Source organism: Hymenobacter amundsenii, from assembly GCF_002204745.1.
In the GTDB taxonomy this organism is placed as follows: Bacteria; Bacteroidota; Bacteroidia; order Cytophagales; family Hymenobacteraceae; genus Hymenobacter; species Hymenobacter amundsenii.
The window spans coordinates 1-24,272 of record NZ_NIRR01000032.1 but is presented as its reverse complement, the minus strand read 5'-3'; the positions used below and the strand labels follow the sequence as shown (position 1 = coordinate 24,272).

16 protein-coding genes and 1 pseudogene are annotated in these 24,272 nt (G+C 60.1%); 6 read left to right on the top strand and 11 right to left on the bottom strand.

The features are described 5' to 3' along the window. Positions 1-124: 124 nt before the first annotated feature. The 4 genes from CDA63_RS15825 to CDA63_RS15810 all read right to left on the bottom strand — a co-directional run bounded on the left by CDA63_RS15825 (position 125) and on the right by CDA63_RS15810 (position 2,289). The gene (locus CDA63_RS15825) at positions 125-625 is read right to left on the bottom strand and encodes a KdsC family phosphatase (protein WP_088465435.1); all 501 of its coding nucleotides are present in this window, start codon (positions 623-625) and stop codon (positions 125-127) included. Between the two features lie 58 nt (positions 626-683). Beyond that, positions 684-920, bottom strand: coding sequence for a Fe-S cluster assembly protein IscX (gene iscX, locus CDA63_RS15820; RefSeq protein ID WP_088465434.1), 237 nt, complete (start codon positions 918-920; stop codon positions 684-686). A 105-nt stretch (positions 921-1,025) separates the two neighbouring features. Further along, positions 1,026-1,355 carry a 2Fe-2S iron-sulfur cluster-binding protein gene (locus CDA63_RS15815; protein ID WP_088465433.1) on the bottom strand — a complete coding sequence of 110 codons (330 nt, stop codon included), beginning with the start codon at positions 1,353-1,355 and terminating at the stop codon, positions 1,026-1,028. 64 nt (positions 1,356-1,419) lie between these two features. Beyond that, the gene (locus CDA63_RS15810; protein ID WP_088465432.1) at positions 1,420-2,289 is read right to left on the bottom strand and encodes a Rossmann-like and DUF2520 domain-containing protein; all 870 of its coding nucleotides are present in this window, start codon (positions 2,287-2,289) and stop codon (positions 1,420-1,422) included. 181 nt (positions 2,290-2,470) lie between these two features. Here CDA63_RS15810 and CDA63_RS15805 point away from each other — a divergent pair, with 181 nt between their 5' ends. Then, positions 2,471-5,215: a T9SS type A sorting domain-containing protein gene (locus CDA63_RS15805; protein WP_088465431.1), complete on the top strand. Its 2,745-nt coding sequence runs from the start codon at positions 2,471-2,473 to the stop codon at positions 5,213-5,215. 435 nt (positions 5,216-5,650) lie between these two features. Here the strand turns inward: CDA63_RS15805 and ccsA (CDA63_RS15800) are convergent, their stop codons facing one another. The 7 genes and pseudogenes from ccsA (CDA63_RS15800) to CDA63_RS15770 all read right to left on the bottom strand — a co-directional run bounded on the left by ccsA (CDA63_RS15800) (position 5,651) and on the right by CDA63_RS15770 (position 15,331). Then, complete coding sequence (ccsA, locus tag CDA63_RS15800; protein ID WP_088465430.1) at positions 5,651-8,257, bottom strand: cytochrome c biogenesis protein CcsA; 2,607 nt, start codon at positions 8,255-8,257, stop codon at positions 5,651-5,653. A 108-nt stretch (positions 8,258-8,365) separates the two neighbouring features. Then, positions 8,366-8,791, bottom strand: coding sequence for a cytochrome c maturation protein CcmE domain-containing protein (locus tag CDA63_RS15795; protein ID WP_088465429.1), 426 nt, complete (start codon positions 8,789-8,791; stop codon positions 8,366-8,368). A gap of 177 nt (positions 8,792-8,968) precedes the next feature. After that, a complete protein-coding gene (locus CDA63_RS15790) occupies positions 8,969-9,250 on the bottom strand; it encodes a CcmD family protein (RefSeq protein ID WP_199797545.1) in 282 nt (93 codons plus the stop codon). Further along, positions 9,231-9,901 (bottom strand): annotated as a pseudogene (ccsA, locus tag CDA63_RS15785) (cytochrome c biogenesis protein CcsA). Before ccsA (CDA63_RS15785) ends, CDA63_RS15790 begins: the two are co-directional and overlap by 20 nt. A gap of 115 nt (positions 9,902-10,016) precedes the next feature. Beyond that, positions 10,017-10,658, bottom strand: a complete 642-nt coding sequence (locus tag CDA63_RS15780) for a heme exporter protein CcmB (RefSeq protein WP_088465427.1) — start codon at positions 10,656-10,658, stop codon at positions 10,017-10,019. Positions 10,659-10,787: 129 nt separating this feature from the next. Continuing rightward, the gene (locus CDA63_RS15775; RefSeq protein WP_088465426.1) at positions 10,788-14,201 is read right to left on the bottom strand and encodes a PD40 domain-containing protein; all 3,414 of its coding nucleotides are present in this window, start codon (positions 14,199-14,201) and stop codon (positions 10,788-10,790) included. Positions 14,202-14,224: 23 nt separating this feature from the next. Continuing rightward, positions 14,225-15,331 (bottom strand): NAD(P)/FAD-dependent oxidoreductase, encoded by a 1,107-nt coding sequence (locus tag CDA63_RS15770; RefSeq protein WP_165768337.1) that lies wholly within the window; start codon positions 15,329-15,331, stop codon positions 14,225-14,227. A gap of 283 nt (positions 15,332-15,614) precedes the next feature. On the opposite strand from CDA63_RS15770, the gene CDA63_RS15765 reads away from it, so the two are divergent. The 5 genes from CDA63_RS15765 (at position 15,615) to CDA63_RS15745 (ending at position 23,847) form a co-directional block, all read left to right on the top strand. Continuing rightward, positions 15,615-16,250, top strand: coding sequence for an MBL fold metallo-hydrolase (locus CDA63_RS15765; RefSeq protein ID WP_088465424.1), 636 nt, complete (start codon positions 15,615-15,617; stop codon positions 16,248-16,250). Positions 16,251-16,372: 122 nt separating this feature from the next. Continuing rightward, positions 16,373-17,077, top strand: a complete 705-nt coding sequence (pssA, locus tag CDA63_RS15760; RefSeq protein WP_088465423.1) for a CDP-diacylglycerol--serine O-phosphatidyltransferase — start codon at positions 16,373-16,375, stop codon at positions 17,075-17,077. Between the two features lie 192 nt (positions 17,078-17,269). After that, the gene (gene porU / locus CDA63_RS15755; protein WP_088465422.1) at positions 17,270-21,208 is read left to right on the top strand and encodes a type IX secretion system sortase PorU; all 3,939 of its coding nucleotides are present in this window, start codon (positions 17,270-17,272) and stop codon (positions 21,206-21,208) included. Between the two features lie 55 nt (positions 21,209-21,263). Beyond that, the gene (gene porV, locus CDA63_RS15750; RefSeq protein ID WP_088465421.1) at positions 21,264-22,442 is read left to right on the top strand and encodes a type IX secretion system outer membrane channel protein PorV; all 1,179 of its coding nucleotides are present in this window, start codon (positions 21,264-21,266) and stop codon (positions 22,440-22,442) included. Between the two features lie 127 nt (positions 22,443-22,569). Then, positions 22,570-23,847 (top strand): M16 family metallopeptidase, encoded by a 1,278-nt coding sequence (locus tag CDA63_RS15745; RefSeq protein ID WP_088465420.1) that lies wholly within the window; start codon positions 22,570-22,572, stop codon positions 23,845-23,847. Positions 23,848-24,272 lie beyond the last annotated feature (425 nt).

Sequence of the window (24,272 nt, the reverse complement as noted above, 5' to 3'; positions counted from 1 at the left end):
GGGAGATGGTGGAGAATGGGGTAAATATAGAGGGATTTCCCCAAAGCCCTTCGCCTATTACGCACCTCCCCCGAACGGCCGCTTTGCCTGATGGCTAACGACTTACCGAACCGTTCCTAATCCGCTACCAGGTTTTCTGGGTTTTCATAACGGCTTCAATCAACTCGCGTACGGCTCCGTGGCCGCCGGGCAGTTGGGCCACGTAGTTGCTGATGGCCCGCACATCGGAGGCAGCATCGGCGGGGCAGGCGGCCACGGCGCAACGGCGCATCACCTCCAGGTCGGGCATATCGTCGCCCATGTAGGCAATATGCTCGGGCGAAAGGCGGTAGGTGTTGAGGTAGTTGTTGAAAATTTTCATCTTGTCATCTACTCCCAGGTACACATCGCGCACGTCGAGCGACTCCAGGCGCCTGCGCACTCCCTCCTCCTCGCGGCCCGAGATAACGGCCACCCGGTACCCCTGGCGCAGGGCGTGGCGCACGGCGTAACCGTCGCGGATGTGGAAGGCGCGGGCCTGCTCGCCCGAATTGAGCGCTAGCAGCGTACCGTCGGTCAGCACCCCGTCCACGTCAAGAATAAACACTTTAATGGCCGATAGGTCGGCGGCGGGTAGAGTAGTCATGAAAGCCGTTTGGACAAGTAAAGTAGGCAGGTTATCGAAGCAGAAAATGGGTTGCTGCTTATTGATTATCGCGCCATTCGTACACCCACTTGGCCTGCACCTGTTCGAGGTGGCCTTCATTTGCCTGCTCACGGGTTCCCTCAAAGTTGGGCAGGCTCATCACCCAATCGAGGAGCTCAGTGAAGCGAATGCGGTAGATTTTAGCCTCGGTGAATTCGGCACCGAATTTCTCGTAAAGTGCAATGGCAATGTCCTCGTGGTCGCTCCACTGAATCGGGGGCTCGAAATGGTTCATAGGGGAAATATGCTGAGTGTGAGAAATGTGGTGAATGTGAAAAGGGTGAGGCGGCTAACGATGTAGCGCATCACGCCCATTTTTCACGTTTTTCACATTAAAAAACTAGTGGCCCAGGAAGTGCTGCGTCGGGATGCGCACGACCAAATCGGCGTTGCCCTGCACCACGCACTGGCAGCCCAGACGGGAACTGATGCGCGGGTTTTCGGCCCGGTCGATGAAGTCTTCCTCGGCATCCGAAATTTCGGGCAGGTCGGCTTCGCCCTGTTCAATGTACACGTGGCAGGTGCTGCACCCGCACACGCCCCCACAGTTGTGCTGGAGCTGAATATCGTTGTTGAGGGCCACATCCAGCACCGATTCGCCCTCGGCGGCCACGTGCGTCTGGTCGGGCTGGCCGTCCTGAAATTTGAAGGTGATATTTACGGCTTTCACGGCGAAATGCTAGGGTAAGCGAGGCAAAAATGAAGGGGCAAAGGTACGGACGCCCCTTCCCGAATCAAAGCTGCGGGTCGGGCTGATTGTTTGCTGCCCCGGCCACGGCAGCAGTGCCCGCCCCCAACTCGTGGCGGGCGGTGGCCTGAATACTGGCCGTGAGCTCCCGGTACAGCATCTGCCAACGGGGGTGGGTAGCTAAAGCGGCGTCGTGGCGGGTTAGCGTGGCCGCATCGTGGCGCACAGCCGGGCCGGTCTGGGCCCCGAAGGGCGGCTGATTGAGGGCCTTGTCCACGGTTTCGCGGATAAGTGGGTGGAGCAGTTCCCAGGGCAGGCCGGCTTGTTCGAGCAGTTCGCGCCCGATGCCCAGCAGGTGATTGGGGAAGTTGCTGGCCCACACCGCCGCCACGTGCAGCTGCAGGCGTTGCGCCGAGCTAACCTCGCGCACATCGGAGCTAAGAGCAGCGGCCAGTGCGTGCAGCGTAACCAAACCAGCCGCGTCGGCCGCTTCCAGGCACAGCGGCACGGTCGCCCAATCGATAACGCGGCCCGGCCCGAAGGTCTGAAGCGGGTAGAAGACGCCGCCCCGAATCTGGTTACTATAAGGAGTGAATACCGACAGTGGCAGGGCGCCGGCCGTGTGGGCCACCAGGGCGCCGGCCGCGAACCGGGCTGCCGCCAGCACTTCGGGCACCACGGCATCGGGCAGCGCCAGCAAGTACACCTCGGCCGGCGGCAGCTCATGCAGGTTGGGGGCAATGGCGGTGCCGGCCGGTAGCCGGGCCGCCAGGGCTACCCCCGAGGCCGCTGTGCGGCTCCAGATTGCCACCGGCGGATGGCCGGCAGCTGCCAGCGCGGGCCCGAGGTGGGCGGCTACCCGCCCGGCTCCCAGCAGCACGATACGCGGGCGCACCAGTGGTTCAATATTCTGCACAGGTGAAGAAATAAACTTAGTAAGCTTTTTTGAGATTGAATGCGGAATTTATGAACTTATATGGCTAATATTGAACTGCTGACTGAATTTTGGCCTATTGTTCCCAAAATTGTCAGCCAGTCGAAACCCCTTTGCAGGTTCTGTTTCCCCATCTCCTTTCCCACTTTTATTTTCCTTTTGCATGACTCAAAACTACTCTAAAACCCGCGCCACCACTCCCTGGCGCAAGCTGGCGTTGGTTGGCTTGCTGGGACTGGTTACCGGCGGCGTGGCGCACGCGCAGGCGCTTAACTATAACGTATCGAATACGTTTAATGGCACCACCGCTTACACCGATTTAGGAGCCGCCGGCACAGCCATTACCACTCCCAACACGGATGACGCTAACTCGGCGGCTACTCCTATTGGCTTCACCTTCAATTTCAACGGGCAGGATTTCACGAATTTCGTCCTGAATACCAATGGCTACCTGGCATTGGGAACCACTGCCCCAGCGGCCCCTTATTTTCCGGCCGGGCCCCAGGATGGCACCGGCGGACCAGTAGCCGCTGCTGGCCAGAACAATTTACTGCTTCCTTTCAACTACGACCTGGAAAGTGGAACTGCTACGGCTGAGTACAGCTACTCTACAACCGGCGCTGCCGGTTCGCGGGTCTGCGTTATTCAGTGGAAAGGCGTCAGCGACAAAGCACTTGGCGGGCTGGCCAAGCAGTATGCTTCGTTTGATTTCCAAGTGAAGCTTTACGAAAATTCGAACGTTGTAGAGTTTGTGTACAACGCCCCGGTGGTCACTACGGTTGGCGCCGATGCTTTTCATGCTGCCGCTGTTGGTATTAAGGGTAGTGGCGCCGCCGCCGGTCAGGTTGTGCTGGGCACCAAAGGATCTACCCAAGCATGGTCGGGAACATCCTTCGTTAACAGCAACGCCGGTTACGGGACGACCGTTAACTCGCACAACTTCCGCCGGATAGCTCCGCCGGATGCTGGCCGCACGTATCAGTTTCAGCCCATCCAGGCTAATGACGCGGCCGTTGCTACTATTTATACGATGGGTAAGCTGGCGGTTCCTAACTCGTTGCCCCATACCGTTTCGGCCGTAGTGAGTAACAACGGATTCGCGGCGCTGGCCAACGTTCCCGTAACGCTCACGGTTGCCGGAGCCAACACCTTCACGAGTACCAAAACGGTAGAGACATTAGCTCCCGGCGCCACTCAGGTAGTTACGTTCGACGCCTACCCCACCACTTTTGTACTGGGTACCAATACGCTCACCGTTAGCGTACCCGCCGACAACAACAACTCCAACAACTCGCTGCCTTACACGCAGCAGATCACGGCTACCGATGTAGCCTACATTAACCCGGCCCAAGGCTTGGCAGGAGCTTTCAGTATCAACCCGGATGCTGCAGGCGGCGCGTTTGCCGTAAAGTATAAGAACAGCCAGCCAACCAGCATTTCCCAGGTAAAGGTTGGTTTTCCGGCTTCGGCCGGTAGTACCTCCACCTATATTCTGCAGGTGCTGAGAGCCGATGGTGCAAATGGAACGCCCGGTACGGTTGTTTACACATCCCCCGTTCAGAACCGCCTCGCGGCAGCAAGCACAGTAACCATCGCGTTGCCCTTGCCCATTGTTCAGGGAGACTTTTACCTGGCTATTCGGGAAACATCGGGCGGAGTTGCCCTGGGCTACCAGATCGAGGATCCAATCCGGAATAACACCTTCTACGTGCAGTTGTCTAGCGGAGCCACTTGGCGGTCGCTGACCACCTTTGCCGGCATCCCGACCCGCTTTGCCGTTGACGCCGTTCTGGCCCCCGTGCCTGCCTGCCCCGCTCCAACAGAACTGGCCGTGAGCGATATCAAGACCACTTCGGCCGTCATTACGTTTACCGGCCCCGCTAACGGCACCACTTACGCCGTCATTTACGGACCAAAGGGCTTCAACCCGGCCACGGGCGGTACGACTGTAACGGCCCCGGCTTCGCCCTTCACGCTTACGGGCCTGACCAACTTTACCGAATACGACGTGTATGTGCAGGCCAATTGCGGTGCCACCGACCGGAGCCTGCTAACGGGTCCGGTATCGTTCCGTGCGCTCTGTGAGCCGCCCATCGTCAATGCCTTCCCCTACGCCGAGAATTTTGACGGCATCGCGGCCTCCGCTAATCTTGCGCCCTGCGGTATTAAGCTGCTCAACGTGAACACCGATGCCAAGACTTGGCGCGTGGCTTCGTCGTTCAACAACAACGGCGTAGCTACTCCGGTGGCCAGTTCGGCTCCCAACGCCCTGATTTACGAGTTCAACAGCGCGGCTCCTGCCGACGACTGGTTCTTCACCCCCGCCCTGGCCCTGAAGGCCGGTAACAAATACCAGCTCTCGTTCAAGTACCGCACCTTCAACGCTGCTTACGCCGAGAAACTGGAGGTGAAGTTCGGTAGCACCGATACTCCCGCCGGCCAGACGACCACCATCTGGAACAACGACAACATCACCAATTCCACTGCTTACTTGACCACGGGCACGGGTACGTCGCCGGCCGTTATGGCTATCACGCCAACCGTTTCGGGCAACTACTACATTGGTTTCCACGCCTACAGCGACCGTGACAAGTACGTACTCGCCGTCGATGACCTGAACATCACCTCTTCGGTGGTTACCGGTACTTCCTCCGCCCTGCAGCAGGCCATCAACCTCTACCCTAACCCCACTGCCGGCAAGCTCACCCTTGAGGTACGCGGAGCCAACGCCAAGAACGGCCTGCAGGTAGAAGTAACCAACATGCTCGGCCAGCGCGTACACACCGCCACCGTGCGCGACAACGTGACCAGCCAGATCGACCTTTCCGGCCTCGCCAACGGCATGTACGTGGTGAAAGTGCGTAACGGCAACGACTACATGGTGCGCAACGTGTCGGTGCAGAAGTAATTCGGCCCACTTTGTTTTTCCTACCCGAAAAGGGGGCAGCCAATTGGCTGCCCCCTTTTTTTGGTTAAACTTGATGGCAGCAGCCAGCCGTCAGGCATACCTACCCCAGCCAGAGGCCGACGCACAAGGCATCTTGTCGCTCCGGTTACCAGTATCCGTTGCACGATATGCTTTCACTCCGCTAGTTTGCCGAAGCAGGTCTACACTGGCACAGGCCATCAATACGCCGGCTGGTGACAACTACCCCTACGTGTGGCCTCTTCGGTTTGCTGCCATGATTCGCTGCCCCTGCTACCGTCAGCCACTTTCCCTCTGTCACCAGCCGGCATATTGCTGGCCTGTGGCAGTTCCATCAACCCTGTATTTGCTATAAACGACAAAGCGCCCCCAACTCACATTGAGGGCGCTTTGATAGCAGGGAGTTGAACGACGCGTTTACGCCACCTGCCGCGGCTTGGGCCGGGTGACTACCGGGCGGGGCCGGGCACCAGTTTCGAGGGCAGGTACAGCCGGCGCTTCGGTTTCGCGGCGGCGCTTGTAGAGGGCCATGCCGAAGCCTACGGCCATGAGCAGCGTACCGCTCCAGAGCAGGTTGATGAAGGGCTTCTCGACGGCCTTGAGGATAATATAGTCCTTCTGAGTCGTACTCACGCCGAAGGTGAACTTGCCCTTTTGGGGGTCAACGTTCAGGAAGGACAGGCGCAGGCCCAGGTCCTCGATTTCGTCGGGCACGCGGCCGATAAGCTTGTTGCGGACCACGAACATCGGATGCACGTGGTACTGGCGCTTCTCACCGTACACCAGGAAGTCGCCCTGAATGGCTAGGTCGTCCTTGGTCAGGCCCAGGCCGGCGGTTTGATGGGCGGGCTCCACGGCCCGGAACACGGCGAAGTAGTCGTTGAGGAAGATGGTGTCGCCCACGCTCAGCACATGCTCTTTCACTTCGCTCCAATCCTTCTCCTTGTCAATCGGCGGCACGGCGCTGATGTGGGAGTAAATGTCGTGGTCGGCGAACTTCTTGATATCGGGCGAGGCCAGCAGGCCGCCCATCTGCTCGTTTACCTGTGCGCGCGGGTAGAGCACGAATTTCTCCTCGGTCTTGCGGTCCTTGTATTCAACGCGGTAATACGTGTTTTCGGGCAGGATTTCGAGCGTGTCGCCAGCCTTGTAGTACACCTGGGCGCCGCGCTTGATATCGGCGCGGGCCAAGGCCTTGTACTCGTCGGCGGTGCGGTAGAGCAGCTGCTTATCTACGTAGCCGGGCACGCCGGGCACGTCGAAATACTGGCCGGTGTAGCGCACGTCGTACTTGCCCATCGGGGCGGGGTCGTTGCGCCAGAGCAGCACGTTGTCCTGGTTGGTGGTCTGGTCGAACTCGCGGGAGTAGAGCAACCCGGAGGTGTTCTGGCTGATGATGTTGGAATAACCGGCTGAAGCCAATACGCCCAGCAGCATTAATGCAATGCCGATGTGGGCGATGCCACCACCCGACAGGCTAACCTTGCGCCGGATCAGCGTCAGGACCATGCTCAGGTTAGCTAACACCGCGAACAGGGCGGTGGTCAGGAGCACGATGTAGGCCAGGTCCATTTTGTGGCCGTAGTACTGCACGAGCAGAATTACGAGGGCCGCGCCCAGTAACGAGAGCAGCGCCGGTACCGTGAGGGTGTTAGTGAGGCTGGCCTTGTCGTTTTTCTGCCACCACATCACCTGGGCCAAACCCGAGCAGAAGGCTACGCCCACGCCCATCCAGAGCTGGAACTTGGTGTAGTGAGCAATCTGGTCGGCCGGCAAAGCCAGGTTCGACTTGATGCCCATAAAGCCCAGGAAGGCGTTGTACACCGGAATGCTGGTCGTGAATAGCACCTGGAATGCACCCAGGCACAACACGGTAGCCCCCACGAATACCCACAGCTCGGGGTTGTAGGTGGTCAGCTCCTTTTCAGAAACCGGGATATTCTTCCAGCGAACCACCAGCAATGCGATGCTCAGCACGGCAAAAACGGCCAGATAAATAATGAGCTGACCCGAGAGGCCCAAATCGGTGAACGAGTGGACAGACGCATTACCCAGCACACCCGAACGGGTGAGGAAGGTAGCGTAGAGAATGAGTAGGAAGGTGGCGATAACCAGTGCGAACGAGGTGCGCAACGCAATCCGGCTCCGCTGCCAGAGCACCAGCCCGTGCAGGGAGGCCACCAGTACCAGCCACGGAATGTACACCGCGTTTTCCACGGGGTCCCAGTTCCAGTAGCCGCCGAAGTTGAGCGTTTCGTAGGCCCAGTAGGCGCCCATCACGATGCCCACGCCCAAGATCATACCGCCCCAGAGGGTCCAGCGCATGGCTGGGCGCACCCACTTGGTATACTCACCCTTCCAGAGCCCGGCAATGGCATAGGCAAAGGGCACCAGCGTGAGGGCGAAGCCCAGAAACAGCGTGGGCGGATGAATCACCATCCAGTAGTTCTGGAGCAGGGCATTCAGGCCGGTGCCGTCGGCGGGCACGAAGTTGGGGTTGGTTTTCCAGACCGGCAGGTCGGGCATAAAGTCGCGCAGCAGGATGAAGGGCGAGGAGCCGATCTTGAGGTCGCCCAGCACTACACCCAAAATCATGGAGGTGAGGAAGAGCTGTACGCCGGCGAAAATGGTCATTACTGGGGCTTCCCAGCGTTTGGCCGAGCGCATCAGAATCAGGCCCAGACACACATGCCAGAAAATCCAGAGCAGAAAACTACCTTCCTGCCCTTCCCAGAAGCAGGAAATCATGTAGTATACCGGCAGGTGGTTGCTACTGTGGCTCCAGGCGTAGTAGTACTCGTAGCGGTGGCCGTGGATGATGCCGAACAGGCACACAATCACAGAAATCACGGCTAATGCATGCACCAGGAAGGCTCCCCGGCCCAGGCGCATCCAGCCGGCGTCGGTGTCGCCGAGGGCCCGGCCGCGGGCGGCCATATAGTAGGAGTACGCCGCCACCGTGGCCGCCACAAATGCCAGAATGACACTTATGTGCCCGGCATTGCCGATGAAAGGGTTCAGCATGGGTTACTGCGTTGAAAAAGCGAAGGAGCAAGCAGCCTGATCAGCAACGTGCCTGACTCCAGGTGATAGGTGCCAAGGACCAATAGCCTGCCCGACAAAGCGAACGAACTAGCGCGAAGCGGTGGCGCCCTCAATATCCTTCTCCACGTACTTGGAAGGACACTTGAGCAGGATTTTGTCCGCCACGAAGATGTCGTTGCGCATGGCCCCGGTAATTACCACCTGCTCCGACTTGTCGAAATCCTGGGGCTGGGGGTTGAAATAGACCACGCGCTGGGCGATACGGTTGGTATCAACCAGCGTGAAAGCGAAATAGTTAGGATCGAGGGTGGGGTTGTATTCCAGGCCCATGATGTTCTGGCCGCCGTCGCGGGGCAGGCGGCCTACCACGTGCACTTTGGTCAGGTTGCCATCGGCGGCCCGCTCCCGGGCTTCCTTAAACGACACGTACACGCTGGCGTCGCCGGCGGTGCTAGTGATGATGGCAATGGCCACGGCAATGATAGCCATGATGAAAATGTGCGTTTTTTTCATGTCAATGCAAGCAATAAGCGGCTCCGGCTGGAGTCAGAAATCGGAATCAGAACAGCAAAACAGGTTACAAAGGTCCGTAAAAAGGCGAGATAATGAGGTGATGCGATGGAAGCAGCATTGCCGGCAATCCAAACCGGGCTCTCCGCCCGACTAGCCTCAGCTCAGTGTCCTGCCAACTTACAGATTCACTTCTTTTTCCAGGCGGGAAAGTTTGCGGTCCAGGGAAATCAGGAAGAACAGCAACCCGGCCAGCACCACCACAATGACGGCCACCACCACGTAGATCTTGCCGCTCTGGCGCAGGGTATCGGCCATTTCGGGCTGCCCGGCGGCCGTTTGGGCCGCCGCGTGCAGCACCGGCAGCAGCAGGGCCAGCAGCAGCAAGCCCGCGCGACCAACGAATCCACGGCTCCGGGCTCCTAAACCCTTAACCCTCCAATCAGGCAATTTGCTTTTCATACAGTTTCAGTTTGAGCAGAGAAACGCGGCTGGCGAGCTGGGCCAGCCAAAAGGCCAGCAGCGTCCAGCCGATAACGGCCGGGTAGAACACGAGGCGCATGTTGCTATCCAGGTCGTACTTGGCGAAGGCCGGGTTGCACCCGCGCCGGGGTGGAGCGAATCCGTGAGGCGGGGCAGAATATAGAACAGCGGCATGGCCACGGCAAAGGCAAACACGTTGTAGATGGCCGAAATCCGGGCCCGCTGCTGGTCGTCGGTGAAGGAGGAACGCAACACCAGGTAGGCCCCGTAGATGAGCATGGCAATGGCCGCCCCGTTGAGCTTGGGGTCGTTGGTCCACCACTGGCCCCAGGTAAAGCGGGCCCAGATGCTGCCGGTAGCCAGCCCCACAAAGCCCATCAGAATGCCGGTGCGGGCGGCTTCGTGGGCTTTAATATCAAGTTCGGGCGTGGGGGTGCGTAGGTAGCGCACCGAGTAGTACACCGAGGCCGCCAGAATGAAGGTCATGCCAAACCACATCGGCACGTGGAAGTACAGGTTACGAATGGTTTCGTTGAGAATGGCCAGCCGCGGCACCGGCAGCAGCAGGCCCGCCGCCGCTACATACAGCAGCAACACCACACTCAGGGCTTTCCACCAGTTCTTTTTCATGAGCTGTTAGCTACTAGCTGTTGGCTGTTAGCTTTTTGAAGTTGTGAAATTATAACAGAAGAGGCTCTCGGAAGGTCAGCTGTTAGCTAACAGCTGACAGCTAAAAGCTTCTTTTTTAGCTTCTCCATAGAAAGGGGAACAGCAGGTACGATACGGCGCCCACAATCATGTTCAAGGCTACCAGCGTGAGCAGGGAGCTGCGACTGGCTTCGAATTCGAGACCATCGAGGGCATTTTTGGAAACTTTGATGAGCAGCAGCAGCATGGGCACCATCAGCGGGAAGCCGAGCACGGCCATCAGGGTGCTGCTGTTGGTGGCTTTGGCCGCAATGCCCGACACGAGCGTGAGTGTGCTGGCAAAGCCCACGGCTCCGAGCAGCACATTGCCCACGAACAGCGGTACGTTCTGGACCGGGTTGCCCAGCACTACCGCGTAGAGCCCGAACGCCACCAGCGCCAAGCCCAGTAGCAGCACGGCGTTGTAGGCCATTTTGGCCAGAATCACGGCCTGGGGCCGCACCACGGTGTAGTAGTAGAGCATCCGGCCCCGGCTTTCCTGCAGGAAGCCCTTGGCCACGGCATTCACGGCCGAAAACAGTAACACAATCCAGAACAGGGCATTCCAGGCCGGGGCGGGCAGTTGGCCACCGCGCGACGAGAAGCTCAGGTAGCAGACGAACACCGTGCTACTCACGTAGAGCAACATGCCGTTAAGGGCCGCCCGCTGGCGCCACTCCAGCCGGAAGTCCTTCTGCATCAATACCCAAATCTCGCTTAATAGCGTCACGGCAACCCGGCTGGTAAAAGGACCGCAAAGATACAACCCAACCCCCGGAATACCCGCCTGTCGCCCCACAATACCCCGGCCCGTAACCTCCAACCCAATTTAAACGACAATCGGCCGGTTTTCCCGCGAGGAAACGCGATTAGCAGGTTGGCAGCCCAGGCCGCGCCGGGCGTTAGAAGTCGTAGCCCAACGTAGCGTAGTTTTCGGGCCCTTGGTGTTGTACTGCTCCCGACCCCAAGCAACGTCGCCCTTCACATAAAAGCCGAGCATAGTGGTCCGGATACCGGTACCGTAGCCGTAGAGCAGTGGATTGGTGAAGTTGATGACCGTAGTCGTGAAAGCCCCCTCCGACACTACCCGCGTGTTGTTGGAGTTATTGACGCTGAACGGATTAGCGCCCGAATACGTGGTACCCACGTCGCCGAAGGCCGTGAGTTGGAGGTTGCGGAAGAAGCCCGACTCGATGGGGCGGTGCGAGAAATACTGCACGATGGGCAGGCGCAGCTCGGTGTTGAAGAGCACGTATTTCTGCCCTACCCGCTTGCTGTAGTCGAAGCCCCGCAGGTTGGTTACGAACTGCTGGTAGAACATCTGGGTGGGGTCGAGCTGGGTGGCATTGCTCACCGGGGCCCCGTTGCCGGCGATGTACTGGTCGTCGTTGTAACCGGAATTCAGCCAGTTATCCATGCCGCCGAGGCGGAAGAAGGGTTGGGCCGAGCCACCACCAATGTACTGGCCGAAGCTGGCCCGGTTGGCCCAGATCAGCTGGCGGTGCAGCTTCTGGTAATGGCGCAAATCGATGAACAGCTTGGTGAAGCTGGTATTGCGGCCGTCGAGATCCTGAAGCTTGGTAATGCCGGCCTTCATGCGGGTGCCCTGCAGCATATTGATACCCGTAACCACCGAGTTATCAAATACCAGTTCGCCCTCGCCGCCGAGGTAGTTGGTGTTCACATCGTTGGCGTTGGCCAGGTCGCTGTACTGGCGGCGGCTCACGTTCACGAATCGCGGGCCCAGGCGCACGCTCAGGTTGTGGGTGAGCGGGTAGGCGATGGTAGGCGCGATTTCGTGGCGGCCGTAGCGCACCCGGGTACCGTCCCCGATTTCGGGGAAGTAGGCCTGCTTCTGGTAGCGGATGCTCCAGTCGTAGCGGTGCTTGAGGTTGGTGTACTCAGCGAAGATATTGCTGGTGCGCAGGTCGGTGAGGGCGAAGATGCCGGCCTGAATCCGGTGGTCTTCCATCAGGTCCGACATATTCACCTGGGCCGAGAAGCCAATGCCCAGCAGGTTATCGGCCTGGAGCGTCGAAACAACATTATCGATGCTGAATTGGGTACCGTAGCGGAAGGGGCCGGCCAGCGTAGCCACTTCGGCCGGCGCGGCTTGGGGCAATGCTACCACCGTGGCTGCCCGCCGCCGTGGCGCCGGCTGCCCCCCCGACGAAGGCACCCGGGAAGCCGGAATGTCCTCGTCGAATTCGTAATTACTAGTGTTTACGCGGCTATCGGCCGGCTTAGCTGGCGTAGCGGGCACAGCGGCTGGTTCCGGATCGGTAGTGGTACCGGTGGGCGCGGCCGCCGGGCGTTGCGCGGCGTTGGCTACCGTAGGGCCGGGCCGGTTAGCAGCCGGCACGGCGGCTTTGGCTGGCCGGGAACGGTCTTCGAGAATTTCCTGGCGGGCCGTTTTGGCGAGCGTCAGGCTTTCGGGCAAGGCGTAGTTGGGGTAGAGGTACACGTTGCTGCGCCCATCGGCCGCCGCTACCAGCCCCAGCGTGTTGGTGGTGGCGCTGTAGTCGAAATCCTGAATTCCGGCGATGAAACTCGTGACGGGCTGGTAGCTGCGGGTAGTCAGCGAATAACGGTAGAGGCTGCGCACGCCGCTTTCCTCGCCCACGAATAGCACTTGGTCGTCGGAGATGGCCCGGGGCCGCCCCTCGTTGGAGATGGTGTTCACCAGCACTTCCACTGGCTGGGTCCGGCCATCGAGGTGGTAGAGGTAGAGGTCGTAGTTGTTCACAACTGCCCCAAAGCTGCCCTTGGCTGTGCCAGCCGAGTCGAGCCAGCGGTTGGAGCTAAACACAAGGCCCTGCCCGCCGGGCAGAAAAGTGGGCTCCACATCGTCGAACACGTCGTTGGTGAGCCGCTCGGGCGCCCGGTTACCGGCCCGCAGCAGGTACAGATCGTTCTGCCCATTGCGCACCCCGCTAAAGGCCAACGACTTGCCATCGGCCGAGTAGCTTAGGCTGGTTACCTGCGAGAAGGGTGAGAAAATAGATGTGCGTCGGCCGAATGTGGGCAGCAGCCCTTTCAGGCGGGCAGCCAAGCCGCCGAAGCCGCCATTGGCCGGGCGCAGCTCCAACGCCAGTTGGCCGCGCTGCTCTTCGGCTACCGCCACTTGGTCGTTGCCGCGCCAGGCCAGCACCGGCAGGCGGGTTTCTACCTCCTGGTCGGGCGTTTTGTAGCCGCCCCGATGAATCACGTCGCGGCCCTTGCCGTTCTTGTTCACCACCAGCACCCGGTAGCGGCCCTGGTCGTTCTGCACGTAGGCCAGGCGCTGGCCGTTGGGGCTGAGCACCGGCTGGCTGTAAATGGTGCCCCGGCGGTTAAGCCGGCCCAGGCTGTTCTTATCGTCCAGCTCCTGGAAAGCCGTGAGCGGGCGGGCGTTGAGCTGGCGGTAATAAGTCAGCCAATCCTTGAGAAACACCTTATAAGGCACGTTCAGCGAGGAGCTGATGCCTACTTCCACGTCGCGGGTGATGCGGGTGAGGTTGAGAATGTTCTGGATGCTGGTGTAGCCGTAGCGCTCGGCAATGTAGTTCCACACGCTCTGGCCGGCCAGCTCGGGGTTGCGCAGAAAGAACGGGGCGGCACGGTTGCCCTCGTTCTCGTGGGTCATGGTGCGCATGTAGTCGTCCATTTCCACGCTCCAGCCCTGGGCGGCGTAGGCCGAGGCCCCGCTGATAAACCAGTCGGGCAGCTGCAGCAGGTAGCTGCTCTGGATTACCTCCTTGAGCGAGCCGCCGTACATCATGTCGTTCAGCAGCACTTCCGTAATGCGGCTACTAAGCTCTTGCTTGAAACGGGTCTGCTCGCCCTGGAAGGCAATCTGGACCTTCGTGGAGCGGGTCAGCGCGGTTTCGCCGCCGGTAGTGTACTTTTCGGGCGAGAGGCCGACGTTGCTCTGGCGCAAGTCGCCGATGGAGTTGAAGAGCATGATTGTGGTTTTGGAGTACGGGTAGTATCCAATCAGCCCCGTGATGCGCTGCAACTCTTTTTCGGCGTACTCGGCCGCGTGGCGGGCGTTGGCCTCGCCCCCGGCGTAGTAGTAAATCGTGAAGTTCTGGGTGCTGAATTGCAACCAGTCAAATTCCTTGTATTGAAGACGGACCCGCCCAAAGGGTTCCTGGGCCGACTGCGCCCGGGCCGGATTACTTGCGGCCAGCAGTCCGAGTAGCAATAGGGCCGGGCCAGCCGGCTGCACCAGCGGCCGCAGAGAGAAGGATAAGTGCTTCATATCGAAAAACCAGGAGCTAGAAACTAGGAAGCGGAACCGGGCGCGGCGGTAGCCGGCGCGGCAGAATATAACGGAAGATACCGCCGGATATTGACTTCGGGCCAGGGCGCTACGTCATTTTCCAGCCAGTCGGCCATTACCTGAGCCAGCCGGGGGGCCATCATCACCCCCTTCGAGCCCAGGCCATTGAATACGTGCAGCCCCGGCGTTTCCGGGTGGGTACCCAGCAGCGGCTTCCGGTCGCGGACGGCCGGCCGCACCCCGGCCCGCTGCCCAACTACCCGGAAGGGTTGCGCGGTGATGTCGCGCAGGCGCTGGCTGAGCTCCTCACGGGCCTCGGGCGTGGTGCCCGCCGCGAAGGGTGGCCAGCGGTACGTGGCGCCCACCCGCAGCCGGTCGGCCCCGAGCGGCACCACGTAAGCGCCCTTGTTGAGCACCGTGCCTGCCGGCAAGCCGGGGCACTCCACCGTCAGCACCTCCCCCTGGTTGGGGGTGAGGGGCAGCCACTGGAAAAATGGATTCTGGCAGGTGGCCGCGCCTTCGCAGCTGATGACGTGCCGGGCCTCCACCCGGCCCGCGTAGCGGAAGCCGCCGGCCGGTTGGGCAACAAGCGCGGCCCAGTCAAAAGTTTCGTGTTGCAGCCAGCCTGCGGCTAGCCCTTCGGCCGTGAGGGCGGTAAGGAGTTCCTCGACCAGCACGAAGCCCCCGCGCCGGATCAGCAAGCCCCCAAATTCGGGCTCCACGCCCGGCAGTGCGGGTAGCTCGCCAGTGGGGTTTTCTACGAAATCGAGCCAGGCGGGCCGGTCGGCGCTGCGGGCCAGCAGCGTGTTCTGCTCGGCCACCGACGAGAAGAGCTTGACGATGGGCAGTTCCTGAAAAAACGGCCGGCCCAGCCGTTGTTCCTGAGCCCGGTAAAACGTGGCGGCGGCCGTCAGCAGTTCGTCGGCCCGCCAGGCCAAGGCGAATCGTTTGCCCGCTACCGGGTTCATCAGGCCCGCCGCCACCCGCGAGGCCGAATCGGGCCGGGGCGCGTCGAGCACCACCACGGTGCGGCCGCGGCCGCGCAGCTCGGCCGCCAGCGTGGCCCCGGCAATACCGTAGCCTATTATCAAATAATCAACCTGGGTCATGGCTGGCAAGGTAAGGTTTGTTGGGGTCTTGGGAGGTTGCCCGAACAGGAGCCGACAACGTGGCATCAGGCTCTATCTGGCGTCTGCGCAGCCGAAGTAACCCTACTACCGCGGAACCCTGTGGTTTGATTACAGTACTACAACTACCCGGAAGATATGCTTCGCCTCTGCCCCGTTGCACGGCCACCAGCTAAAGCATAGCCCTGTTCCGCCAGCTGATCATTCAATCCTCAACAAACCTTACCTTGCCAATTCAAATTCCGCCGCTTCGTTTTTCCTGCCCATGACCGTTTCTGGCTTCACGTTCAACCCGTTTTCCGAGAATACCTACCTGCTCCACGATGCCACCAACGAGTGCGTGATAGTAGACCCCGGCTGCTACGAGCCAGCCGAGCAGCAGGCCTTGCGCCAGTTCATCGAGGATGAGGGCCTGAAGGTGGTCCTGCTGGTTAACACCCACGCCCACATCGACCACGTGCTGGGCAACCAGTTCGTGCTCGACACTTATAAGGTGCCGTTTCTACTCCACGAGGCCGACCTGCCCACGCTACGGGCTGTGCCGACGTACGCCGCCAACTACGGATTTCCGCAGTACAACCCGGCCGAGCCTACCGGAACGCTGACGGCCGGCACGCCGGTAAAATTTGGCAATACGGAGCTGGAAGTGCGTTTCGCGCCCGGTCACGCGCCCGGCCACGTCGTGTTCTACCATGACCCCACCGCCACCGTTATCGGGGGCGACGTGCTGTTTCAGGGCAGCATCGGGCGCACCGACCTGCCCGGTGGCGACCACGCCACGCTCATCAGCAGCATCAAAAGCCAGCTCCTGACGCTGCCCGACGATACCACTGTATACCCCGGCCATGGCCCGGCGACTACCGTTGGGCAGGAGCGCCGCACCAACCCATTTCTGCAATAACGAAACGCAGGAGCGCAGGAACTTGGATGACGTTTGAAGCCAGAACAGCAGGTCGAACGTTGCATGAGTACCTAAGCCCGGCCCCGTCAATATTCAGGTTCTACGCTCTCCAAGTCCTTACTTTGAAAAAATCCATTCCCAACGCTATTACCTGCCTGAACCTGTTTTCGGGTTGCCTGGCGCTGTGCGCCGTATTTGCCGACAACCTGGTGCTGGCCGCCTACTTCGTGGCCTTATCGGCGGTATTCGACTTTTTCGATGGGTTGGTGGCCCGGGCCCTACACGTATCGTCGCCGATTGGCAAGGACCTCGATTCGCTGGCCGATGTGGTGTCGTTTGGGGTGGTGCCGGGGGCGATGCTCTTTGCGCTGCTGCGCCAGGCTGGCACCGATCTGCCCGACTGGTTGCCTTACGCGGGTTTCATTCTGACGGTGTTTTCGGCGCTGCGGCTGGCCAAATTCAACAACGACACCCGTCAGTCCGACTCCTTCATCGGCCTGCCTACGCCTGCCTGCACCTTGGTGGTGGCCTCGTTACCCCTGATTCTGGCCGACGACCGGTTTTCTCTCAGCCCCTTGCTGCTCAACCCCTGGGTTTTGCTCGGGCTTACGGTGGTGCTCTCGGGGCTACTGGTGGCCGAGCTACCGCTGTTCGCCCTCAAGTTTAAGAGCCTTCGCTGGCAGGATAACAAGTTGCGGATCGTATTTTTACTGTTGAGCATCATCCTGCTCGTGGCGTTGGGGCCAGTGGCCGTACCGCCCATTATCCTGCTCTACGTGCTACTTTCGGTTCTGAGCCCGTCCGAACCTACGTCGGTGGCAGCGTAGCCAGGGAGGTAAGGCAATCCGCCCCGGCAGGCAGTTGCGTTTACTTGGGTGGGAATTGGGGCGGATTTTGTCCGGTTAGCCGCAATAAAACCGGCTCCGCTGAGTTTACCTTCCGGGGCTGAACTGTGTTGCTCACCAGCCTGTTGCTGCTCGTAGTTTCTCTCTCCTATCGGCTTTTTTGAGTTTTTGCGTATGCGCTATTCTACGTTCTGGTTGTTGGCGGTGCTGTGGCTGTGCTTTGGTGGCGCAACGGCCCGGGCCCAATCGGGCGAGCGGACGGTTCGCCACCGCCTGAGCTGGGCGGGCACCGAACCCGTAGCAATCAAGGGCCAGAAACGGCTCGTGCCCTCGTTTCGGGGCGCGGCATTTGAAGCCGGCCAGCAAGTGGGCACCTTGCTCCTGAGTTTGCCGGGCCACGTAGCCGAGGGCCGCCTCAGCGAAACCCAGTACGAGCCTGTACCCGCCGCCGACGCCCGCCAGCTCGACCTGGGCACACTCCCCTCTACCCCGCCCCTGCGCCTGACTGCCGGCCTCGCTGCCCACCAACATGTAACCACGCTGGCCGTGCAGCCCGTGCGCCGCAACCCCCAGACCGGCCAGGCTGAGCGCCTCGTATCCTTCGCCTACACCTACACGACTGCCGCCAACCGCCCCCAGGCTACCCGCACCTACACCCGCACTTCGGTGCTGAGCCAGGGCGAGTGGTTTAAAATTGGGGTCCCCGCCAGCGGCATCTACAAGCTCAACAAAGCCACTCTGACAGCCCTGGGGCTACCGGCGGGCCTCGACCCCAGCCGCCTGCGCCTGTTTGGCAACGCCATGGGCACGCTGCCCCAGCCCAACAGCACCTACCGCCCCGACGACTTGGTGGAGAACAACCTGCAATTCGTAGGCGACGCCAATACCACGCTCGAAGACAGCGAGTATTTCCTTTTCTATGCCCCCGGCCCCCATACCTGGAGCCGCGAGGGCAACACCACCCGCTTCCGCCACCAGCTCAACCCCTACACCGATACGGCCTACTATTTCCTGACCGTGGGCCCCGCCGTGGGCCGCCGCGTAGCCGCCGCGCCCACCGTAACGGGCACGCCCGGAGCCCGCATCAGTACTTTTACTGACCGCCAGTTCTATGAGCACGATTTGCTCAACATCGCCAAATCGGGCCGGGTGTGGGTAGGAGAGGATTTTTCGAGCAGTAGCCAGCAGATGCGCACGTTCACGCTCCCCGTGACCGATTTGGTTGCGGGTTCGATTGCTCAGATTACGTCGTCGGTGGTGGCGGCCTCGGCTTCAGCTACCACGTTTCAGAGCGCCGTAAACGGGCAGAGCCTGGCCTCGCAGGTAGTGCCGGGCTTTAACTGCACCGGCGGCTTCGGCTGCTACCCCGAAGTGGCCAATACCAACTTGAGCGTGTTGCAGTTCCCGGTGCCGGCCACCGCACCCACGGAGCTCAAAATCAGCCTTAGCTACAATAGTGGGTCTGACCCCGGGGCCAAAGGCTACCTCGACTACCTCGAAGTGAATGCCCGCCGCCAGCTGCGCTTGAGCGGAAGCTTACTCCAGTTTCGGGCCCTCGATAATATTCTGCCCGGGGCCGTCAGCCAGTTTGAGCTGGCCAACGCCACTGGCGCTACCATCTGGGACGTAACCAACCCGCGCCGCCCGGCGGCCATAGCGGCCAGCAACGGCGTGTTTCTGGCTCGCACCGATACGCTCCGGGAGTTCGTGGCCTTCAGCGGCGCCGACTTCCCGGCCCCCCGCGGATTTGGCCGAGTCGGCAACCAGAACCTGCACGCCCTCAATCTCGATGGTAAGCTTGACTTGGTGATTGTGGCGCACCCGAGCTTCTTGGCCGCCGCCAACAAGCTGGCCGCCCACCGCACCACCCACGACGGGCTGAATGTGCAGGTGGTGAACGTGCTGCAGATCTACAACGAGTTCGGCTCCGGCGGGCAGGACGTGACGGCCATCCGCGACCTGATGAAAATGGTGTACGACCGCAACCCTAGCGGCCGCCGCCAGTACCTGCTGCTGTTCGGCGATGCTTCCTATGACTACAAGGCCGACCCGACCAACGACGTAAGCAAACTTCCCGACTGGTGGGCCAACCGCCTGCCTAGCAACGCCAATAAGATCAACCAGAACTTCGTGCCAGTGTACGAGTCGCAGGAGGCCTTCGACCTGGTGGAGGGCAGACGCCCCAACGGCCAGGGCCTAACCTACTCGTCCGACGATTACTACGGCCTGCTCGACGACTCGGAAGGCGCCTGGCTGCCCAACACCGGCTACGAGATGCTCGATATTGCCATTGGTCGCTTGCCGGTGCGCACCGTGGCCCAGGCCGAGCTGGTCACGCAGAAATTCATTGATTACGACAGCCCAGCGGCCTTCGGCAAGTGGCGCAACCGTCTCTCGTTTGTTTCCGACGACGGCGACGGCAACTTGTTCACTTATTATAGCGAGCAGCTCAATAACCCGCTCGATACGCTGGCCGCCACCCGGGGCTACAACGTGTACAAGCTCTACCTCGACCTGTTCCCACAAAATATCGTGGCAGCGGGCCAACGCTCCCCAGCCGCCGAGAAAGCCATTGATGAGGCCTTCGAGCAAGGGTCTTTACTGATCAACTACATTGGCCACGGCGGACCCAAATCGTGGGCCGACGAGCAGATTTTCACCAATGCCTCGGTCCTTAATCTGAAGAACGCTACCCGGCCAACCTTCCTGTTTACCGGCACCTGCGACTTTAGTACCTACGACAACCCCGAATTTACCTCGGCCGGCGAACAGTCGCTGACCGATGTCAGCGGGGGAGCTATCGGGCTGCTGACCACCACCCGCGTCGTGTACGCCGACCGTAACCAGGCGTTGGCTGTCGAGTTCTTCAACGACCTGTTCAAGCGCCGTCCCGACGGCACCATGCCCCGTATTGGCGACGTTTGCCAGACGGCCAAGAACTCCGCCATATTTGGCGACAACAACCGCAACTACGCCTTGCTCGGCGACCCCAGCATGCGGCTGGCTTATCCTGAGCAGGAAGTCGTAGTCACTCAAATCAACGGTAAAGCCGCCACGGCCATCCTCACCGACACGCTCAAGGCCCTGCAGCAGATTACGCTCAAGGGGGAGGTTCGCCGCAGTGGCCAGCTCAGCGCCGACTTCACGGGCACGGCCAACGTGCAGGTGTTCGAGAAAAAATCGACTGTAACCACCCTGGGCAACGAGCCTTCGGATAGCACGGTGCCGATTCAGCTGCGCGAAAACGTCCTCTACGATGGTCCGGCTAGTGTGCGAGCCGGCAAGTTCAGCCTGCAGTTCGTGGTGCCCAAGGATATCAACTACAGCGTGGGTCTGGGCAAAATCAGCCTCTACGCCGCCGACCTCACGCGCCGCACCGATGCGCAGGGCCAGCGCCTGGTGCCGGTTGGCGATGCCGCTCCCCTGGCCTCCCGCGACACCATCCCGCCCCGCATCCGGCTGTACATGGACAGCGAGCAGTTTGTGTTCGGGGGCCTGACGGGCCTGACCACGACGCTACTGGCCACCCTGCGCGACGCCAGCGGCATCAATACGGCCGGCACCGGTATTGGCCATGACCTCACGGCCACCCTCGATGGCGACGCCAGTAAAGTCACGGTGCTCAACTCGTTCTACACTGCCAAAACCGACAGCTTCCAGGTGGGCCGGGTTGAGTATAAGTTCAAGGACTTGACCGCCGGGCCCCACGAGTTGCGCCTTAAGGCCTGGGACACTTGGAACAACTCGGCCGAACAACGCATCGAGTTCATTGCCGCCCCTACCGAAAAACTGGCGCTCCAGCACGTACTCAACTACCCCAACCCATTCTCGAACACTACTACCTTCCACTTCGACCATAACCGCAACGGCCAGGACCTCGAAATTCAGGTGCAAATTTTCACGGTAGCTGGCCGCTTGGTCCGCACGCTCCAGGGTTCGGCCCTGGGCAGTGGCTCGCACGTGTCCGCCATCAGTTGGGACGGCCGCGACGAGTACCAGGATCAGCTGGCCCGGGGCGTGTACGTGTACCGCGTAGTGGTGCGCGCCCAATCGGGCGACAGTTCTGGCACATCTACAGCCTCCAAATACGAAAAGCTGGTTTTACTCAATTAAGCTGAAGTCCGGCCTTTTCGCCTAATTTTCGCCTTCACTCCCCCACCTCTTTTTTATGACACTGCCGAAAATATCCCTGCGTACCATGTTGTTGCCGGGTTTGTTGGGTCTTACTGCGGTCAGCGCCCAGGCCCAGCGGGTCAGCGCCATCACGACTGCCGTGCCCATCCTCACCATCAGCCCCGATTCGCGTTCTGCGGCTCTGGGCGAAGCGGGCGTAGCCATCAGTCCCGACGCCAACGCCGGTTTTTACAACCCCGGCAAGCTGGGCTTCGTGCGCTACCAGCACAGCGTTTCGCTCTCGTACACGCCCTGGCTGGCTAGCATTACCAACGACATGGGTTTGGCCTACGTGAGTGGCACGACCAAGCTCAACGACCGGGCAACGCTCTCGGCTAACCTGATGTACTTCGATTTGGGTAAGATTGAGTACCGCACGCCGACCGGCGCGTCTAACGGCGAGTTCAACCCCAAGGAATATGCCTTCACGGTAGGTTACGGCCAGAAACTGAGCGACAATTTCGGGGTAGGCCTGAACGTGCGCTACATCCGCTCCAACCTCACCGGTAGCACCATCACCGACTCGAAGCCTGGCAACGCCGTGGCCGTCGACTTGGGGGCCTACTACACCACCGACGTCAGCATTGGGGCCGGAGACTACAACCTAGCTTTCGGAGCCGACGTGTCGAACATCGGCAACAAAATCACTTACACCGACCCCCAAAACGCCGACTTCCTGCCCACCAACCTCAAGCTCGGCACGGCCATCACCAAGGAGCTCGACCCCTACAATAAGCTCACCTTCACGGTTGATGCCAACAAGTTACTAGTACCCAGCCCTTACTACGTTGAGGGTGCCGCTCCCAACGACCCAGCAGTAGCCGCTGAAAACCTCAAACGCCGGCGCTACGGCATCGTGCAAGGAATTACCAGCTCTTTCAGTGACGCGCCGGGGGGCTTCAGCGAGGAGATGAAAGAAATCAACCTTTCGGCCGGCCTCGAATACATGTACAACGACCTGCTGATGGTGCGGGCCGGCTACTTCTACGAAAACCCGATGAAGGGTGACCGGCAGTACTTGAGCTTCGGCGCGGGCGTACGCTACCAGGTCTTCGGAGTCGATGGCACGTACTTGGTACCCAACTCCAAGGCTAACCCGCTTTCCCAAACATTACGGGTATCGTTGCACTTTAACTTGAATGAACTCAGCGAGGCCTTCGGCCCCGCTAACTAATTTTTTGATCCGGTAGCTACCCGGAAAGTGAAAATGCAGTGTGTTGCGCTGATGCAGATTTGCTATCTGCCGGGCTGCTATATTTCCACTTCCCGCACGTTCCCCGCATTCACCACATTTCCCTTCGATGCTCGACCGTACCGTCGCTCCTCCTGTTCAGCCGCTGGCCCGCATAACGCTGCCAGCGGCTGACGTGTTTTCGCTCCCTAATGGTGCCCGCCTGCATGTACTGCACAACGCAGCTCAGCCGGTTGTGCGCCTGCAAGTAACTTTCAAAGCCGGCAAGTGGTACGACCCCTCAGCTGGCGTGTCGCTTCTCGCGGCCCGCATGCTGCTCGAAGGTACCCGTACCCGCACCGCCCGCCAGATTGCCGACGAAGTAGCCTTCTATGGGGCTTCGCTCGAATGCGAGCAGGGTTTCGACCGCACCACCCTCACGCTCTATTGCCTGAGCCGCCATCTGCCCGCGCTATTACCGCTGGTGCAGGATGTACTGACTGAACCTACCTTCCCCGAAACCGAATTGGCGTTGGTAAAAACCCGCACCATTCAGAACGTGCGGGTTGAGCGTCAGAAAACCAGCTACCTCGCCTCCGAAAGCTTCTCGCGCAACCTTTTCGGCCCCACTTACCCCTACGGCATAACGTTCGACGAAAGCATCTTTCAGGACATCACCTCGGAGCAGGTACGAAGCTTTTTCCAACAGCACTACCATTTTGCTGAAGCTGAAATCTTCCTCTGTGGTGATGTTGCCAGTGAGCACACTGCTCAACTGACCCAATTATTGGGCTCAATACCAAGCGGCCTCGTTACCAATTCAGGTAGTGATAATGTTTCAGCTACACTGGCTCCCCAAGATTACGTGACCGTCAATGGAAGTTTGCAGGCATCCCTACGTATCGGGCGCCTCTGGCCCAGTCTGAGTCATCCACAGACTCACGAACTCCAAGTACTGGTTAAGGTACTGGGTGGCTATTTCGGCTCCCGGCTCATGAAGAACATCCGTGAAGACAAAGGCTTAACCTACGGTATCTACGCCAGCGTGAGCCCCCGCGAACACGCCACTAGCTTCATCATCGGTTCCGATGTGAATGCCACCAATGCCCCCGCAGCCATCACGGAAATACACCGCGAACTGCGCCGTCTCCAAGAAGAGCCGATTCCGCTAACCGAACTGCAAACGGTGAAGAACTACATGAGCGGCAAATTTGCCAACGAGCTCAGTACTGTTTTTGAACAAGGTGATAAGTATAGGAACCTCATCTTCTATAACCTTACGCCTGATTATTATACTGACTTCGTAGCCCAAATACAGGCCGTTGATTCAACCACCCTCCAGCACCTTGCCCAAGAGTACCTCTCACCAGATGCAATGATTGAAGTAGTATCCGGCCCGAAACAGTAAAGCATCACTTATTATCATCAATCAAAAGCCCCGCCCACTCTATCAAGAGTAGACGGGGCTTTTTATTGAAGTGCCGTGGCCGGGTCCAAGGCAGCTCCCAAAGCGGCCGCCACCGGCGTTTAGGCGGCTTTTGCCACTGGTAGAGGCGTTTTGGGTCGATTTTGAGCGCCCGCGCTGACGCCTGGGTCGAGCAGCTTTGCTGGGCCAAGAGTAAGGCTTAGGCGCGGAAGGCCGCGTCGTACTTGCGGCGTTTGTCTGGTTTAGGTGTCTCGTTCACGATGAAGGAATGATACCACTCTATTCTGTCCAGCTGAACTAGCCCACCTCAAAGCGCCCCTTCCAGCTATGGGAGGGGCGCTTTTATGCGGGCCAGGTTGGCCCTGACTGGCTGCGGGCTTGCGTAAGCCAAACAGCGACCCGGCCGT